Annotated in this window: 17 protein-coding genes; 4 read left to right on the forward strand and 13 right to left on the reverse strand. The window is 39.5% G+C overall.

What is annotated here, in order from left to right; translation table 11 throughout:
* Positions 1 to 13 precede the first annotated feature (13 nt).
* Both recU and FFM68_RS06925 read left to right on the forward strand, forming a co-directional pair.
* Complete coding sequence (gene recU, locus FFM68_RS06920; protein WP_137618677.1) at positions 14 to 619, forward strand: Holliday junction resolvase RecU; 606 nt, start codon at positions 14 to 16, stop codon at positions 617 to 619.
* 4 nt (positions 620 to 623) lie between these two features.
* Positions 624 to 2894 carry a PBP1A family penicillin-binding protein gene (locus FFM68_RS06925; RefSeq protein ID WP_137618678.1) on the forward strand — a complete coding sequence of 757 codons (2271 nt, stop codon included), beginning with the start codon at positions 624 to 626 and terminating at the stop codon, positions 2892 to 2894.
* A gap of 26 nt (positions 2895 to 2920) precedes the next feature.
* Here the strand turns inward: FFM68_RS06925 and nth are convergent, their stop codons facing one another.
* The 5 genes from nth to FFM68_RS06950 form a co-directional block, all read right to left on the reverse strand.
* Complete coding sequence (gene nth / locus FFM68_RS06930) at positions 2921 to 3574, reverse strand: endonuclease III (RefSeq protein WP_137618679.1); 654 nt, start codon at positions 3572 to 3574, stop codon at positions 2921 to 2923.
* On the reverse strand, positions 3567 to 4277 hold the full coding sequence (locus FFM68_RS06935; protein WP_137618680.1) for a DnaD domain protein: 711 nt from the start codon (positions 4275 to 4277) through the stop codon (positions 3567 to 3569). The genes nth and FFM68_RS06935 overlap by 8 nt, the downstream gene beginning before the upstream one ends.
* Before the next feature lie 111 nt (positions 4278 to 4388).
* A complete protein-coding gene (locus FFM68_RS06940; RefSeq protein WP_137618681.1) occupies positions 4389 to 5732 on the reverse strand; it encodes an FAD-dependent oxidoreductase in 1344 nt (447 codons plus the stop codon).
* 239 nt (positions 5733 to 5971) lie between these two features.
* The gene (tkt, locus tag FFM68_RS06945) at positions 5972 to 7966 is read right to left on the reverse strand and encodes a transketolase (RefSeq protein WP_137618682.1); all 1995 of its coding nucleotides are present in this window, start codon (positions 7964 to 7966) and stop codon (positions 5972 to 5974) included.
* A 92-nt stretch (positions 7967 to 8058) separates the two neighbouring features.
* On the reverse strand, positions 8059 to 8301 hold the full coding sequence (locus FFM68_RS06950) for a DUF896 family protein (protein ID WP_137618683.1): 243 nt from the start codon (positions 8299 to 8301) through the stop codon (positions 8059 to 8061).
* A gap of 134 nt (positions 8302 to 8435) precedes the next feature.
* Between FFM68_RS06950 and lexA the strand changes: the two genes are divergently transcribed.
* Together lexA and FFM68_RS06960 are read left to right on the forward strand one after the other, a co-directional pair.
* Entirely contained in the window at positions 8436 to 9059 is a 624-nt protein-coding gene (gene lexA / locus FFM68_RS06955; protein ID WP_137618684.1) for a transcriptional repressor LexA, read from the forward strand.
* A gap of 102 nt (positions 9060 to 9161) precedes the next feature.
* The gene (locus tag FFM68_RS06960) at positions 9162 to 9425 is read left to right on the forward strand and encodes a hypothetical protein (protein ID WP_137618685.1); all 264 of its coding nucleotides are present in this window, start codon (positions 9162 to 9164) and stop codon (positions 9423 to 9425) included.
* Positions 9426 to 9661: 236 nt separating this feature from the next.
* Here FFM68_RS06960 and FFM68_RS06965 read toward each other — a convergent pair whose 3' ends face one another.
* The 8 genes from FFM68_RS06965 to obgE form a co-directional block, all read right to left on the reverse strand.
* The gene (locus FFM68_RS06965; protein WP_137618686.1) at positions 9662 to 10174 is read right to left on the reverse strand and encodes an adenine phosphoribosyltransferase; all 513 of its coding nucleotides are present in this window, start codon (positions 10172 to 10174) and stop codon (positions 9662 to 9664) included.
* Positions 10175 to 10188: 14 nt separating this feature from the next.
* Positions 10189 to 12468 (reverse strand): single-stranded-DNA-specific exonuclease RecJ, encoded by a 2280-nt coding sequence (gene recJ / locus FFM68_RS06970; protein WP_137618687.1) that lies wholly within the window; start codon positions 12466 to 12468, stop codon positions 10189 to 10191.
* Positions 12469 to 12558: 90 nt separating this feature from the next.
* Positions 12559 to 12987 (reverse strand): LapA family protein, encoded by a 429-nt coding sequence (locus FFM68_RS06975; RefSeq protein WP_137618688.1) that lies wholly within the window; start codon positions 12985 to 12987, stop codon positions 12559 to 12561.
* Positions 12988 to 12996: 9 nt separating this feature from the next.
* The gene (locus FFM68_RS06980) at positions 12997 to 13785 is read right to left on the reverse strand and encodes an SDR family NAD(P)-dependent oxidoreductase (protein ID WP_137618689.1); all 789 of its coding nucleotides are present in this window, start codon (positions 13783 to 13785) and stop codon (positions 12997 to 12999) included.
* Between the two features lie 33 nt (positions 13786 to 13818).
* On the reverse strand, positions 13819 to 14742 hold the full coding sequence (rnz, locus tag FFM68_RS06985; RefSeq protein WP_137618690.1) for a ribonuclease Z: 924 nt from the start codon (positions 14740 to 14742) through the stop codon (positions 13819 to 13821).
* A gap of 77 nt (positions 14743 to 14819) precedes the next feature.
* Entirely contained in the window at positions 14820 to 15362 is a 543-nt protein-coding gene (locus tag FFM68_RS06990) for a DUF456 domain-containing protein (protein ID WP_137618691.1), read from the reverse strand.
* Positions 15363 to 15473: 111 nt separating this feature from the next.
* A complete protein-coding gene (locus tag FFM68_RS06995; protein ID WP_137618692.1) occupies positions 15474 to 16205 on the reverse strand; it encodes a winged helix-turn-helix domain-containing protein in 732 nt (243 codons plus the stop codon).
* A 592-nt stretch (positions 16206 to 16797) separates the two neighbouring features.
* Positions 16798 to 18111, reverse strand: a complete 1314-nt coding sequence (obgE, locus tag FFM68_RS07000; protein WP_137618693.1) for a GTPase ObgE — start codon at positions 18109 to 18111, stop codon at positions 16798 to 16800.
* Positions 18112 to 18347: the final 236 nt, after the last annotated feature.

The following is an 18347-nucleotide window of genomic DNA, read 5'->3' on the forward strand; positions in this document are numbered from 1 at the left end:
GTGTGATGAAAAAATGACCTTCCGTTACCCCAATGGTCAATCATTTTCACAAAAAAATCCACGAGAACGCTCATTAACAAGAGAAACGACGTTTGCTAATCGCGGGATGCGCTTTGAAGAAGCAATCAATCAAAGCAACGAATACTACTTAACTCATGATAAGGCAGTTGTTCATAAAAAGCCAACGCCGCTTCAGATCGTTAAGGTCGATTACCCTAAACGAAGTGCCGCAGTTATTAAGGAAGCCTATTTTAGGCAGCCTTCAACGACTGATTATAACGGTGTTTATCGCGGATATTATTTAGACTTTGAAGCAAAAGAAACAAAGAACAAGACCTCGTTCCCACTTAAAAATTTTCATCAGCATCAAATTACTCACATGCAGCAGTGCTTAAAACAAGAGGCGCTTTGTTTTGTTTTGCTTTGGTTTTCAAGCTTAAATCGTTGCTTTTTTCTTTCTGCCGAAAATTTGGTAGACTACTGGAATCGGCAAGAAAATGGCAGAAAATCAATACCGCTTGAGCTGATTGAAACAGCCGGTATTGAGATCGTACCGCAAATTGCTCCAAGAATCCCTTACTTATTAGCGGTAGAACAATATCTTGAAAAAAGGAGTTAATCACATGGCTAATCCCTCACGTTCGCAAAAAAACAAGCGAACTCCCAAAGGAAAGAAACCAACACTACACAATCCGAAAAAGCGTCATATCGGGTTAAAAATCCTCATTGCACTCTTCGGACTGCTCTGCGCCGCGCTACTTTTCGGCATCGGGCTCTTTTTCTTTTATGTGAAAGATGCACCCCCTTTAAGTGAAAAAAAATTAGATGCGACTGTCTCATCAAAACTTTATGATAGCGACGGCAATATCTTTGAAGACCTCGGTGCTGAAAAACGCGAAAAAGTCAGCGCCACTAAAATTCCGCAAGAATTAGATGATGCGATTATTTCAGTTGAAGACCGTCGTTTCTTTAAACACAACGGTGTGGATCCAGTCCGAATAATGGGCTCACTGGTCCATAACGTTACAAATGAAGGCGGGTTGCAAGGCGGAAGTACGTTGACTCAACAGCTTGTCAAACTGTCTTTCTTCTCAACAAAAACCTCTGATCAAACGCTGCGCAGAAAAGCGCAAGAAGCTTGGTTAGCGATTCAACTTGAGAAAAAAAATTCAAAACAAGAAATTTTGACTTATTACATCAACAAAGTCTATATGGCTAATGGTCTTTATGGGATGGAAACCGCCGCTGAAGCTTATTTTGGGAAAGAATTACAGTATTTGACGATTGCTCAAACAGCCTTGCTAGCTGGTATGCCGCAAGCCCCTAATTCATACGATCCCTATCAACATCCCGAAGCCGCAAAAGAACGGCGAGATACTGTTCTTTATACGATGTTGAATAATAAAAAAATATCTCAAACAGATTATGACAAAGCAACAAAAGAACCCATCGATGAAGGGTTGCTGCCGTTAGAAACAGACAATCAAGAGCGCAAAGTTGCGGACAATTATGTCAAAGAAGTGATTGCTCAAGTTGAAGAAAAGACCGGGAAAAATGTCTACACTGATGGCTTAGAGATTTATACTAATCTTGACACTGATGCTCAGAACCAACTTTATTCGATCGTCAATGGCGATGAGTACGTGCAATACCCTGACGAATCGTTACAGATCGCCGCAACATTAATTGATAGTGAAACCGGAAAAGTCTCTGCTCAAATCGGCGGACGAAACATCGCTGATGACGTTTATCTTGGGATGAATCGTGCTGTAACTACGAACCGCGACTTTGGCTCAACGGTTAAACCAATTACTGATTATGGTCCAGCATTTGAGTATTTACAAAAATCAACTGGTGATCGAATTAGTGATAGTCCTTACACATATGAAGGAACAAAAACAGAAGTAAAAAACTGGGACAATAGTTATCAAGGCAGCATCACCTTGCGTCAAGCTTTATATGATTCACGGAATGTTCCCGCTGTAAAACTTTTCAATGAAGTCGGCGCAGAAAATGTCGGTAAATTTTTGAAAAAGCTGGGAATCCAATACAAAGATATTCAGCAAGCCAATGCCATTTCAAGTAATACCGAGGCACAAGATGGAACGAAATACGGTATTTCTACTGAGAAAATGGCGGCTGCATATGCGGCATTTGCCAATGGTGGAACTTATAACGAACCACTTTACATCAACAAAATTAAATATCAAGATGGTTCTGAACAGACGTTTTCTGCCGAGGGCGAAAAAGCGATGGAGCCTTATACCGCTTATATGGTCACTGATATTTTGAAAGACGTGATTTCCAAAGGAACAGGAACCAAGGCTCAGATTACCAACTTGTTCCAAGCAGGAAAAACCGGGACTTCTAACTATACTGACGATGAGTTAGCAAAAATTGCACATTACGGGTCAATTTCGCCTGAAGTTATGTTTACTGGTTTTACTCCCCACTATTCATTGTCGATTTGGGCAGGCTATGATGATCGAATGACACCAATAACGAGTCAATCTGAAGGCATTGCACAAGATGTTTATCGCGAATTTATGAGCTATATTTCCCAAAATGTGTCGAATGAAGATTGGAAGATGCCAGATGATGTTTTAAGAATCGGAAATGAACTTTATGTCAAAGGTGCTTCCTCAATACCTAGTCAATCTAGTTATTCCGCTCAAAGTTCTTATTACAACACCACATCATTTAGTCAAACGACTGACTCTTCTAGCAGTGTTGAGCCAGCCACAAGTGTGTCAGAGTCGGCATCAGTTGTTCCATCAGAAAGCAGTGCGGAAGAAACGCCACCCGTTAGTTCAGCGGATCCTGTCCCTTCCTCATCCGCCGAACAACCACCTGCCTCTAGTGCTGAACAGCCAGAAGCGACACCAGATCCATAATTGAAGACTAAAAAAGCCGTTCGAAATTATTTTCGAGCGGCTTTTAATCTATCTTTTCCATCTTGACACATCTCTAACAATGGACAAATCTCACATTTAGGGGCGCGTGCGGTACAATGATATCGCCCAAAGAAAATCAACGTATGATGACTCTTGACCCAGAGCTCTTTTGGGATTTTTCGCATCAGCGTTGCTTCCACCTCAGTCACCGAAGCGTTCAATTTACATATGCGCAAACGCTTAGTAACTCGTTCAACGTGCGTATCAACCGCAATTGCTGGCACTCCGAATGCATCACCAAGTACAACATTAGCTGTTTTTCGTCCAACACCGGGTAGTTTAATCAATTCTTCTCGCGACGCCGGAACGATTCCACCATAACTATCTAGCAACATCTGGGCACAAGCTTTAATATTTTTAGCTTTGTTTCGATAAAGGCCGATTGTTTTGATTTTTATCATGATATCTTCTAGCGGTGCTTGCGCTAAGGCTTCTGGTGTTGGATACGCAGCAAAAAGTGCTGGCGTTGCTTTATTGACGGAAACATCTGTTGCTTGGGCGCTTAAAATTACTGCAATCAGAAGCTGGAACGGTGATTCAGAGTGCAATTCACCAACAGCATCGGGAAACATCTCATACATCCGCGACAGAGCTTCCATCGTTTTTTCCTTATTAAGCATCCGGATCTTTCCTTTCCAACCAATTATACAAAGAGACTTTCGGTAATTCTTCCGATTGATTTTGTTCATCTTTTTGTAATAAAATTTGTTTTCTTCGTCGCTGTTCCTCTTCAACCTGAGCCTTAGAGCGGATGTTTTTCTTTTCCCAGCTTTGTAGGACCGTTTCGATGTATTTAAAATTATAAGCCTGATTTAATACGGCTTCTTGCAGTGCCAATTCAATTAAACCTGGTGAATAGTGATCATCATTTATCCAGTAACCGATTTTTTGATATTCAATTGGTGATAATGGACGGCCAAATTCTTGCTCAAATGATTTCAGCATTTTTTTTTGTGCTGCTAAATCATTTTTTTCTTCTGTTTCGAAACGCTCTTGTTCTTCCAATCTTGATAATTTTTCAAAAGCGGGCAATAGATTATAGCGATCACTTTGTCTTCCGTTATCATCTAAGGCTGTTTCAAGTACAACAAACTCTTTTTCAACTAAATTATTCAATAAGCTATAAATCTGCTCCACCGTGCTCCCCATAGTTTTAGCAATCAGTGTCAGATTCGGGAAATCTTCCCCTGCTTGATGAGCCGCGTAAAGCTGCAGCCACAGCATAAATTCATTTGTATTCAAATCAAGTTTTGTATAATTTTGCAGCAACAAATTTGAGATTGTCGTCTCGCCAGCTGCTAGATAGTCTTGCAATGAAATCATTTGAAATCCTCCAATTCCATCTTAGTTTACACTAAAAAAATCGGAAGTCCAACCATTAGAAAATAGTTTTGAGCTACAAAAAAACAGAAGGGTCTCCCCTCCTGTTTCAGTTTATTCCGCTTCTGCTAGAGCAGCTTGAGCCAAGATATTCAAGTAATTCCACGGACGATCAAAATGTGGTTGGAAGAAGAAATCTTGCAATGCCAAGTCTTCCAAAGTCATCCCGTTTTGAATGGCTATCGATAACGTATTCGCTGATTGAGTGATGTCATATTTTGAAAGGAATTGTGCACCTAAGATCTTGTTTGTTCCTTTTTCTGAAACAATTTCCATCAATACTTTTTCTGTTGTCGGCATAAATTCAGGACGATAGTTGTCTTCAATGACTGTTACATTGGCATCGATCTTATTCAATGCTGCACTTTCTTTTGTTAATCCAGTTGATCCAATGGTCCAGCCAAACAGATAAAGTCCAGAGGTTCCTTGCGTTCCACGATACTTCATTTTTTGTTCAACTAAATTTTGTCCAACCAACATTCCTTGACGCACAGCATTCGTCGCTAAAGGAATATATTGATCTTTTCCAGTCGGGTTATAATGAACTACTGTTGAATCACCAGCAGAAAAAATATCTGGGTTGCTTGATTGCATGTATTCATTTACTTTGATAGCACCGCTTGGCAGCATATCAACTTTTCCCTTCAATAAATCGGTATTAGGACGGAAACCGACACATAGAATCACCATATCTGCATCAAATTCTTGACTAGCTGTCACTACTTTTGTCACAGTTCCCGTTTGATCTGCAACAAATTCATTAACATTTTCGCCTAATGCTAGAGTTACTCCGCGATCGACTAATTCTTTTTCTAAGACATTAGTAAATGGTTCATCCAAATATTTATTTAAGATTCTTGGCAACCCATCGATCAACGTGACTTGTTTACCAGATTCTGCAAAAGCTTCTACTAATTCGATTCCGATATAACCGCCACCGACAACGACTACTTTTTTTGCATCCTTTGCTTGTTCAATGATTACATTGGCTTGATTATAGTTTTTACATAATAAAATATTTTTTGCTTCGATTCCTTTGATTGGCGGAATGATCGGCCAAGAACCAGTTGTTACTACTAATTTATCATATTCGACGATTTTTTCCTCATTTGTTTTAAGATCTTTGGCAGTCACTTTTTTTGCCTCAGTATCAATAGTTGTTACATCGTGCTCCATGTTCACTTCTGCACCCAAAGAAGCAAGCTCTTCAGGGTTAGAGTAAAATAAACCCGCAGGATCCTTCACAACCCCACCGACATATAAAGCGATTCCACAAGATAGGAAAGAAATATTATCGTTTCGTTCAAAGACCGTTACTTCCGCATCTGGCTGGTTAGCTAAAATATTTTTAACGGCTGCTGTGCCGGCATGTGTACATCCTACTACTACTACTTTCATTAGTATCCCTCTTTCATCACACTATTTTTGTTTGCAAATTTTTGCACAAGGACAGTATAACAAAATTTATATTTTGCCCAAATTATTTTGCTCATAAACAAACAATTATTTTTTATTTTAAGAATATATGTAAGCGCGATTAGATTTTAGTGAGCAGCAGTGGTTCTGTATAATATTATGTAAACTTCCATACTCTAATAAAAAAGTTGAGAAGGATTCCTTCTCAACTTAAGTGCTACCTATAATTCATTAAATGTATTTACTACATTTTCAACCGTAAAGCCGAATTGTTCTAAGACGTAATCACCTGGTGCTGAAGCTCCAAAATGATCGATCCCGATCATCTTACCTTCTGTACCGATGTAACGTTCCCAGCCAAATGGTGAAGCTGCTTCAACAGCTACACGTTTTGTCACTGCTTTTGGCAAGACAGATTCTTTGTATGCTTCGTCTTGTGCTTCGAATAAATCAAAACTTGGAAGAGAAACAACAGAGACATCTTTTCCTTGTGCTTTTAATTCTTTTTGTGCTTGAACAGCTAGATTGACTTCAGAACCTGTTGCAATCAAGATACCATCTGGTGTATCTGATTCAGCTTTAGCAATTACGTAACCGCCTTTAGCCACGCCATCTTTTGCTGTATTCTTGCTGTTTGGTAACACTGGCAAGTTTTGGCGACTCAAGACTAAGATCGTTGGTTTATTTTTAGTTTCTAAAGCTTTTAACCAAGCTGCAGATGTTTCATTACCATCAGCTGGACGAATTACTTGAACGTTCGGCATGCAACGAACGCTTGCTAATTGTTCGATTGGTTCATGCGTTGGTCCATCTTCACCAACAGCCACTGAATCATGAGTCAATACATAAATAACTGGCAAGTTTTGGATTGCAGACATCCGAACCGCTGGACGTAAGTAATCAGTAAATACGAAGAACGTTCCACCATAGACACGTGTTCCGCCATGCAAATGAATCCCATTCATTGCGCTTGCCATTGCAAATTCACGAACCCCAAACCAAATATTGCGTCCTTCATAAGAGCCTGGTTGGAATTCAGCTTCATTGGCGATCGTTGTATTATTTGAACCGGACAAATCAGCAGATCCGCCCCATACGTTTGGAATTGCTTTAGCGATTGCTTGGATTGCCTCTTTACTTGAAACTCGGCTTGCTTGAGCGGTGCCTTCTTCGTAAACAGGTAATGCTTCTTCCCAATTTTCAGGCAACTCGCCAGCAAAGGCTGTTTTGAATTGTTTTGCTAATTCAGGATGAGCTTTTTCATAGTTTGCAAACATTGCATTCCATGCAGCTTCTGTTTTAGCACCTTTATCATTGATTTCTTCTTTAAAACGTTTTGCAACTTCTTCTGGTACTGTAAAATCAGGATATTCCCAGCCATAAACAGCTTTTGCTGCGGCAATTCCATCTTGTCCGATTGGTGCGCCATGAACTGCTGAAGTGCCTTCTTTAGGAGCACCAAAACCAATGACCGTTTTGATTTCAATCAATGTTGGTTTTTCTGTTTCAGCCTTCGCTTCATCAATTGCTTTAGAAATTGCTTCTAAGTCATTGCCATCTTCAACTAAAATATGTTGCCAGCCATATGCTTCATAGCGAGCGCCAACATTTTCAGTGAAGGCTTTTGAAGTTGGACCATCTAATGAAATATCATTTGAATCGTATAATACGATTAATTTACCAAGTTTCAGATGACCTGCTAGTGAACTTGCTTCGCCGGAGACACCTTCCATTAAATCTCCATCGCCACAAAGTGCAAAAGTATAGTGGTCCATTACGTTGAAGCTATCGCGGTTATACGTTGCTGCTAAATGCGCCTCAGCCATAGCCATTCCGACAGAAGTTGAGATACCTTGTCCTAGAGGGCCTGAAGTTGCTTCAACTCCATCTGTGTGGTGGTATTCAGGATGACCGGGCGTTTTGCTTTCCCATTGACGGAAACTCTTCAAGTCATCGATCGTTACTTGGTAACCTGCAAGATGCAACATGCTATATAACATTGCTGAACCGTGCCCTGCGGATAAAATAAAACGATCACGGTTTGGCCAGTTTAATGATGTTGCTGGATTGATATTTAAATGTTTTGTCCATAAAGCATATGCCATTGGAGCTGCCCCCATTGGTAAACCTGGATGGCCAGAATTTGCTTTTTGAATTGCTTCAATACTTAATGTTCTGATTGTGTTTACACCTAATTGATCGATTTTATCGAACAAAATAATTCCTCCTTTTTGGTCATAAATACTTTAATTACAGCCTTATTGTAACCGATTTATTTTGACATTTCAATGACTTGCCGGTAAAAGATTCACTTTCTGTTGTGCAAGCCTTTTTTCTTTTGGATTTCTTTCAACTTTTCCGGTGTAACATCGTTTCCTTTGGGGTCAACGACTTTCATCCCTTCGATGTGATGGCGCATCCCGCTGCGAAACGATGCAATATATTCTTTCCGCAAGACACTTTGCTCGTGTGCCTCTGCATCTGTTAAGCCAACTGTTTTCTTTTTCTTAGCTAATTCATTGATTCTTGCTATTGTTTCATCGCTAATCATCTTGAGCACCTCTTTTCCTCTTCTAATTATACATAAAAAATAATAAGTTAAAAGTACAATCAAATACGAACGCTTGTTTGATTTGTTCTAATAACTATGCTAAACTTAAAAAAACGAAAGAAGGTGCGGACACATTGGCAAAAAGAACGGAAACAAAACAATTAGAAGTTTTGCGTTTCATTCATGAACGTGTTGAAGGCAAAGGCTATCCTCCCACTGTTAGAGAAATTGGTGAAGCTGTAAATCTTTCATCTACTTCGACAGTCCACGGCCATTTATCCAGATTAGAAAAAAAGGGCTGGATTCAACGAGATCCGACAAAGCCAAGAGCAATTGAATTAACCATCACTGGTTTAGAAAAAATTGGCGCAGCACCACAAGTTATTCCTATGCTAGGTGTCGTTACCGCGGGCGAACCGATTTTAGCAGTTGAAGAAGCGTCAGATTTCTTCCCTGTCCCCCCAGATTTATCCAGTGAGGAAGGCAGTCTGTTTATGTTGATGATTCGTGGTGAAAGTATGATTAATGCCGGGATCTATGATGGCGATCATGTCATCGTCAGAAAGCAAGCAACTGCGACAAACGGAGAAATCGTTATCGCCATGACTGATGAGAACGAAGCTACTTGCAAACGATTCTATCGCGAAGCTGACCATATCCGGCTACAGCCAGAAAATGATGAATTGTCTCCACTGATCTTTGACAATGTTTCTATTTTAGGAAAAGTCGTCGGTTTGTATCGGAATCATATCTATTAATCGGAATAAAATTCCGGTTATTTTTTTCTTTACAAAACGAACAAACATTCGTATAATAAATATACAAACATATGTTCGTATATTTATTAGGAGTGATTATTGATGAAAGCAGTAAGAAGATTTGGTTTAGTTATCGCTGTATTGTTGTTAGGTCTATTGATTGGTAAGTTAGGTTCTTTAGCTACGATCGTCATTTTTTCTGGTCTGTTCCTAGTTTGGTTTATGTTGTGGGATGAACGAAAATACGCTCAGCATTATAGCGAACATCCGATTGAAGAAGAAACAGACGTTGAGCATTATTACAAAGAGCCTGCTGAAGATTTCTATTATGTGACTTATGATCATCACTACCACAAGTCTGCTTAAAACGGCTCAACAAAATAAATAATTTGCTTTATAAATTAACAAACGGATCCCCCAAGATTAGAAAATCTAATGTCTGGCGGTCCGTTTTTCTATATCTAAAATTAAATTAAAAAAGTATATAATAGAAGCTAGTGACCTGTTTTTACAATTTAAAAATCAAAAAAGCCGCCAAACCATCGTTAAAAGACGATGGTCTGACGGCTTTTTTTCGTGATTTCCTAAATTCGTTCTGCTTTTTAGTAGTCCATCAAAGTTAAGATATCATAACCTTGGATCTTATCTCGGCCATGCAATTCTTCTAGCTCGATTAAAAAGGCACAACCAACAACGACTCCTCCAAGATTTTCAACTAGTTCGATCGTTGCTTTGATCGTACCGCCAGTAGCCAATAAATCGTCTGTAATCAATACCCGTTGGCCTGGTTTGATTGCATCGCTATGAATCGTTAACGTATCTGTACCGTATTCTTTTTCATACTCGACTTCAATGACTTCACGTGGCAATTTCCCTGGTTTACGGACTGGAGCAAAACCCACTCCCAATTCAAATGCTACTGGGCAGCCAACGATAAAACCGCGAGCTTCTGGTCCTACTACCATATCAATTTGTTTTTCTTTAGCGTAATTTACGATTTGTTTAGTTGCTTCACGGTAAGCTTCGCCATCAGCCATCAACGGTGAAATATCGCGAAATACGATCCCTTCTTTTGGATAGTCAGGGATGCTGGCAATATAATCTTTCAAATTCATTTCAGTTGTTCCTCCTAGCTTTTCAGCCAATTTCTAATAGTTTGAATATCGTTCATCACTAAAAACTCTTCGCTCTCGATTCGAGCAATGCGTTTTTGATAAATCTTACTCTCTTCAAAAGACCGAGTCTGTGGTGCCTCGACCATTTGTAAAACACCGTCGTTTATTGTAACAAATTTCAGCTCAGAAAACACGTGAATCATGAAGACTAATCGTTTTTCTGGAATTCTTAAATAATTTGAAACAACTTTTAATTTAAAACGAATATCGACTCTTGGTTGCTTACGGAAAAATTGATAAAGCTTGGCAAATTGTTCACGGCTTGGCAAACCGTTGAGATACGCTTCATCTGGACTGTAAAGATATAAATAGATTCGTTCAAAGGCGCCTTTTTTTATGACTTCTTTCAACAACTCCTTTTGATCCGGACAGTCAAGCACAGCTAATTGATCATAGTCAGACCAGCTAATTGTCTCATCGTACAATGTAACGGTTTGTTGCAATTCTTGAGTAAAAAATTGTTGACTTTTTTGTTGAAACGCCAGATAGAGTATTTCGCCGCTTTCAATTTTTTGATCCCAAGTATATTTTGCTCGGCGATCAATCACTTGCAGGCCGTCAGAGGCAAAATCGATCAATCGCAACTGAACTTTCTTTTGTCCATTCCATTCATTGATCTCTAAATCGCCCACAAACTTCGTATCTGGTTGTTGGATTTCTTCATCATTCGCGCCAAAACCAAAACCGATTACGTCCAGCTGAGCAGCTTCTTTTTTCAAGGAAAATTTGACGTGTTGCTGATCGCTGCCGATTCGTTTAAAGGAACTAATAACACCTTCGATCAAAAAGTGCGGTGCTGGATTATCCGTTCCGAACGGTGCTAATTTTTTCAATTCCTCGACAAACTTTAATTCAACGGCGGATACTTCCAATGATTCATCGATCAAAAGTGCCGCAGCTTTAGTCAAATCAATCTGTTCAGCAGAAATATAATCATTCATCCGCTTTTGTAAAGCCGGGATATTTTCCACCGGCATGGTTAAACCAACAGCTGCTGCATGTCCGCCAAAATGAGTAAATTCAGAACGCATAGTCGTCAGCATACCGAATAGATCTAATGCTTCACTACTGCGCCCAGAACCCTTGGCTACTCCATTGTCATCGATTGATAACACGATCGCTGGGTGCCCCGTTTGTTTTAAAATATTTCCAGCAACGATTCCTAAAACGCCTGGATTCCATCCTTTGGCTGCAATTAAGTGAATAGAATCTGCTGGATCAATCAATGCCGTTGCTTCAGCAGTCGTCGTTTGAACGATTTGTTTACGTTCATTGTTGATTTGATCAAGTTTTTCCGCCAATTCATGAGCACGTTCTGTGTCAAAAGTAGTCATTAATTCTACTGCCGGATTAGGATCTCCTAAACGCCCAATCGCATTTAGCCGAGGCGCAATGCTGAACCCAATACTTGTCTCATCGATTTTTTGCAACGCAACACTGCTGACTTTAAGTAACTCTAATAAACCTAAGCGTTGTGTCTGTTTGATCGCTTGCAAACCTAATTTGACGAGCGTACGATTTTCCCCAGTCATTGACACAAGGTCAGCGACCGTACCGATCGTTACTAAATCCAACATCTCTAGTGGCACTTCTTCCAGCAGTGCAGTTGCTAATTTAAAAGCCACACCTGCTCCAGCGAGTTCACCAAAAGGATATTGTCCGTCTGGATGACGCGGATGAACGATACAGTATGCATCGGGTAAAATCGGCGGCAACTCATGGTGATCTGTAACGATTACATCGACATTTTGAGAATTCGCAAAATCAATCGCTTCATTTCCAGCAACACCATTATCGACCGTAATGATTAGCTGGATCCCTTCGTTGATCTTTTCAGCAAAAAGTTCTTTGTTTGGACCATAACCGTGAACGAAACGGTTAGGCAGTACATAATGGACGTCTGCTCCGATCATCTGTAAAGTTTCTAACATGATGGACGTACTAGTAATACCATCTGCATCATAATCACCATAGACTAAAATCGGTTGTCCTTCCATGACAGCCATTTGAATTCGCTCCACTGCTTTCGTCATATCATGCATCAAAAATGGATCATGCAAATCATCAATAGTTGTTCTTAGCAATTTAGAAAACGCTTCTATTGTATGTATATTTCGATTCCATAAAAGTTCAGCGAATGTTTCGCTGTATCCTTGATTCATTATCTCTGTTTTAAACGCCGTATCAATTGGAGATACATCTTTAAATCGCCAATCGAAGCTTGATTTTTTCACTGTATCACTCCCCAACCGTACTAGTATAGCAAAAAAGAATCGGACAAGAAAGAGAAGAAGACTTTAGTTTTTCAACTAAAGTCTTCTAGATTAGTCATAATAATCGATTGGCTGATCGTCGCGCTTTTCAGCCTGTTCATTTTTATTTTCAGCTAAAGCCTGGTCTTTTTCTTTCAGAAGGCTTTCGTAGTTTGCCTTCAGCATTGCGATTTCATTTTCTTGTTCACGCTGAAACGCTGCCTTTTCTTCTGCCAATTTTTGTTCATTGTTTGTTTCGTAGCTTTGAATCGTCTCTTTTAGTTGCTTGATTTCTTTGCGCTGTTGGAAAAGCGTGGCGCCTGATGTTAGGAAAACGACCAGTGCTCCTATCAACGCTGAACCGACGATAACTAAGACTAGCGACAGATAGATTTTCTTGATCAAGAAATTGACTGGGACTTCCTGATTATTGGAAAGCGCAAAGATGACGATCAATAAGACCAAAATAAAGCCTAAAAAGACCTTCCATTGTTTTTTCATTTTGCTTTCCTACTTTCTATTGAATAGTCCGCCAGCTAAAAAGTCTCCAATATGCGGGAACAATCCATAAAAGCGACTGGCACCTTCCATAATGATTGGTCGATTGATTTCACGAGTGGGTCTTCCCATTTTATTGACAATCGTTTTGGCCAATTTATGCGGATCTAACACGATCCCACCTAAATTTTCTAGATAACTACCGCTTGGATCGGCTTTGTCAAAAAACTCCGTAGCAATCGGTCCTGGATTGATCGTCGTTACATACACATTGGCTGGTCGCAATTCAAGTCGCAGCGCATTTGAAAAACCAAGGACTGCAAATTTTGTCGCAGAGTAAACAGTGGATTTCGGTGTAGCCATTTTACCAGCCATTGATGCTACGTTAAAGATGTGGCCTTTTTGGTTGTTGACCATTGAGATCGCGATTTTTTGCGTAAAATACATCATCCCTAAAACATTCACATCAAACATTTTCTTAGCGACTGCTAAATCAAACGCGACGAAATCATCAAATAAACCAAAACCGGCATTGTTTACTAAAACATCTACTTCACCAACTTCATCAGCGATTTTTTCAATCACTGATTCCACGCTATCTGGATCAGCGATATCTAATTGGAAGGCAAAAGCTGCTTTACCACTCAATTCGCTGCAGCGTTCTTTTACTTGACCGATTAGGTTGATTCGGCGAGCACAGGTCACTACAATCGCACCGCGTTTAGCAGCTTCATAACAAATTTGTTCGCCTAAGCCGGCAGAACTGCCAGTCACGACAACTACTTTGTTTGTTAAATCCATTGAATCTCCCTCTTTCTATAAGACGTATCTTTTTTATGAAAATGGAATATCGATACTATCAAAATCTTTGGCGATTTGTGTATTCGGAAATATCTCTTTGGCTTCTTCTTCTAATTCTTTCGCTTCTTTTGCCAAATATCTTGCAGAGATATGTGTTAACATTAATTTTTTTGCCTGAGCTTTTTTAGCGATGAGTGCGGCTTGCTGCGTTGTAGAGTGGAAATACGCCCGGGCTAGTTTCGCTTCATCTTTATTAAAAGTACTTTCATGGACGATCACATCGCTGTCTTTTGCAAATTGACTAGATTTTTCCATAAAGCGAGTATCGCCGAAAATCGTTACTATTCGGCCCTTTTTACTGGAACCCACAAAGTCTTTTCCGTCGATCACTCGTCCATCTGACAGCGTAACTTTTTGCCCTTGTTTTATTTTCCCATAGATGGGTCCAGCGGGGATGTCTAATGTAGCTAATTTATCTACTTGCAGCATCCCCTCATGATCTGCCTCACTTACTCGAAATCCATAACTAGCGATGCCATGATCCAACAACATGCATTCAACTATAAATTGTTTATCTTTAAAGATGACACCTTCGCTCAATTCAATAAACTTCAACGAGTAGGCTAATCGCGTTTTAGTCACTTGCAGTGACGTTCGCACATAGTCTTCTAGTCCGACAGGGCCATATATTTCGACCGGCTCTTCGCCGCCTTGAAACGAACGACTGCTTAATAGGCCGGGCAAACCGAAGATATGATCGCCGTGTAAATGAGAGATAAAGATTTTCTCAATTTTACGTGGTCTGATCGTTGTTCGTAAAATCTGCATCTGAGTCCCTTCGCCGCAATCAAACAGCCAAATTGCATTGCGTTCGTCTAACAATTTTAGTGCGAGACCGCTGACGTTTCGATGTTTTGCCGGTACACCTGCACCCGTTCCTAAAAATTCTAATTCCATAATTCTCCTGACTTTCTATCAAATTAATATTATTCTAGAAGAAAGTCTTGTTTAGTGCAATCTAAATAAAGAAAATTTTATTCCTCTTTTGAATCGTCCTCATTTGCTTCTTGAGAAGATTTTGCGATTTCTTGAGTCTTCTTCACGTCAGCTTCTACTTCTTCATAGTCAAGACGCGTGATTTCTCCGCCTAACTCCATCATGATCAGCTGATTCAATGGCCGATTGTCTTCTTCTTCTGCAATCAACAACAGTGCGGTATCCCCTTCGCCGATTTTATCGATTAAGAACTCAAAAACACCGGTCGCCTGGCGAACTTCTTTTGCGTCTTGTGTTGCGCCGATCATACCGCCGGTAAACCAGCCTAACAAGATACCAATCGGTCCTCCAAGAATCCCGACTAACATACCAATCAAACCGCCAGCTGAACTTTTATTGCTGCCGGTAAAATCTAAGAAGTCTTCAATTTCAAATTTATGCTCCCCGTCATTCGAATGATGAACGACAGCCATTTGTTCACCTTTGAAAGCTTTACTTAGATGCAAGCGCTTTGCCTTTGAAAATGCTTCATAGGCTTTTGATTCCACATCAAAGTTCATAATTATCACACGTTTTTCCATTGAAATCCACTCCCCTTTTCTATTAACCTTAGTGTAGCAATAAATAGCTGTTTTTGAAAACAGAACGAGTTTAGTAATTCAATCAATAAAATATACGATAAAAACCGGGAATTAATTCCCGGTTTTTATTTCTTCCATAATTCGATCATCTACAACATAGTGATCAAAGAAAACTTTGGATAACTGATACCCTTCGCCCCAATTTGTGCGAATGACATCATATTCAACGCCGTCGATTTTCAATTTGTTCCGTAAATGTTTGATGATCGTGGATAAACGTGTCATATGGCTCGCCGAATCGCTGTCACCCCAGATTTTTATCGCTAAATCATTCCGACTGATTGGTGCGTCTTTAGTTGAGATCAATGTACTCAACATCTCACGTTCAGATCGCGTAAGGTTCCATAATGGAATAGGACGTTTTTCTTGCACGTTTTCAACTTTTTGGGTCATTCCAAAACTGATTGAATAACCGGATTCCCTTAATGTTCGTTCAGCTAATTTTTCCCGTAATCCGCTAAGCGACTCCTCTTCAAGCAGCCATTCATCTACGCCGCGTGCTTCCCACTCTGTTTTTTCTTCTTTTGAAGGCATTTGATCTGTTTGACGAAGAATCGTGAATTTTTCACCGACCTCTTCCAAAATAACCGTCAATTCTTGGTCAGAGATTGTTTCGCTTGCGATCAAAACATTGAAAAAGCTCATCACTTCCAATGGTACTTGTTTTGCTTGGAGCATCGTTAGTATTTTCTCAGAACTCAAAACTTCAATATTTAAACGTTGTAATTTTTCGACCAGTGGTCGCTCAACTAAAATATTATGTGTCAAAATCAATACTTGCATCAAATTATTCCCCTTTTTATTATTAAAAATAAATTTCCAACTAGTAATCTTGGAAAGTTTTATTAATTAACAATATATTCATTCCTTAATATAATGTAAGTTTACACTGAGATCATCTCTGACGCTACCAAAAAGCTTATTTTTTTAGTAAATACGATTAAAAATATTGTTGAATTTATTGGATTAAAAAAACTTTTCCCAACTAAAAAAACCTAATTATCATTTTAAAAAAACATTTCATCAATTATTTGGGTGGATTTAAGACATATAACATATATAATCTCCAAGGAGCTTTTCATTAACAAAATATATTTATTTACGTTATTTTGATTATTTTTCGCTCGATTCTTTTTTAAACTTCTAAAATAAGTTTGCGGATTTAAAAATTGAACATTTAACTAACCGCAGTTCAACACTAAAAATAGCTGCTGCCAATAATAAAATAACATTGTATTTTCAGCATCTATTACCACTTAAAAAAATGGAGCAAAAACTTTTTTATTAAAAAAAATTAATAATTGGATAGTCATTTTTAGTATAAAAAAAGAAGCTATGACAAAAAATTGTCACAGCCTCATTAAATCAATTATTTTTAGTCAACAAATTCAAATTCAAACTTATCGATTCGAACAAGATCGCCGTCTTTGGCCCCGCGAGCGCGTAACGCTTCATCGACTCCCATGGAACGAAGTTGACGCGCAAAGCGCATAACCGTTTCGTCGTGATCGAAATTTGTCATTTTGAAAAGTTTCTCTAATTTTTCTCCGCCAAGTACCCAAGTAGCATCAGGTTCTCGAGTAATCGTAAATTCTGGTTCGTTTGATTGGAAGCCGTAGTTGACTGTGTCTTCTTCGATTTCTTCATCGTATAATAAGAATTCCGGCGTTACATCTAATAAGTCCGCAGCTGCATTCAATAGATTGTCCAATCCTTGTTTTGTGATTGCTGAGATCGCAAAAACCGGAATATCGTCAGCAAACTCGTCTTCCTTATCTTTTTTCAATGCTTCTTTGAATTTTTTCAAATTCTCCTCGGCATTTGGCATATCCATTTTGTTGGCCACGATGATCTGTGGACGTTCTAATAACCGCAAGTTATGCGAACCCAATTCTTTATTGATCGCTTGGTAATCTTCGTAAGGATCGCGTCCTTCCATTCCGCTCATATCGATCACGTGAAGAATAACCCGTGTGCGTTCGATGTGTCGCAAAAATTGAGTACCTAAACCGACACCTTGAGACGCTCCTTCGATCAAACCAGGCAGGTCAGCTGCTGCAAAGCTCCGACCATCGCTTGTTGTTACCATTCCTAAGTTAGGAACTAATGTAGTAAAGTGGTATGCCCCGATTTTAGGACGGGCTGAAGAAATCACTGAAAGAATCGTTGACTTCCCAACAGATGGAAAACCGACTAAACCAACATCTGCTAAAACTTTTAATTCCAATTCAATATTACGTTCTTGACCCGGCTCCCCATTTTCGGCTAATTCAGGTGCTGGGTTTCTTGGTGAGGCAAAACGTGTATTGCCACGTCCGCCACGTCCGCCATGAGCCACGACTAGCTCTTGACCATTTTCAATTAAATCCCCGATCAAAGTGCCCGTATCGGCATCGCGAACAGTCGTACCTGGAGGAACGCTGACATAAGTATCTTCAGCGCCGCGTCCGTGCATTCCTTTGCTCATTCCGTTTTCACCTGGAGTAGCTCTAAAATGACGATTGTAGCGAAAATCCATCAATGTACGTAATCCTTCATCGACTACTAAAACAACATCGCCGCCGCGTCCGCCGTCACCTCCAGCTGGTCCGCCGTCTGGTACATACTTTTCACGACGAAAGGCTACCATCCCGTCTCCACCTTTACCAGCTTTGACATCGATCGTTACTTGATCTAAAAACATGGACATCTTGGTGTCCTCCTTATCTCTTTGTTCTATTGACTACTGAATCTCCACACTAAACAAAGTCTCATATATTGTAGCTAGATTAATCAAAAAAGTCCATTCTTATTGATAGAAGCTTAAAAAAAATTTGTTAGATGTGCGCTTACTTTATGATAATCGTTTCTCAGGTAATATCTTTTGACAAAAAAATTGAAGCGTTGCACAATTAAAAATGTAAGGCGTTAAGCTTTGCCTGATAT

The organism is Enterococcus xiangfangensis (assembly GCF_005405365.1).
Lineage (GTDB): Bacteria > Bacillota > Bacilli > Lactobacillales > Enterococcaceae > Enterococcus_A > Enterococcus_A xiangfangensis.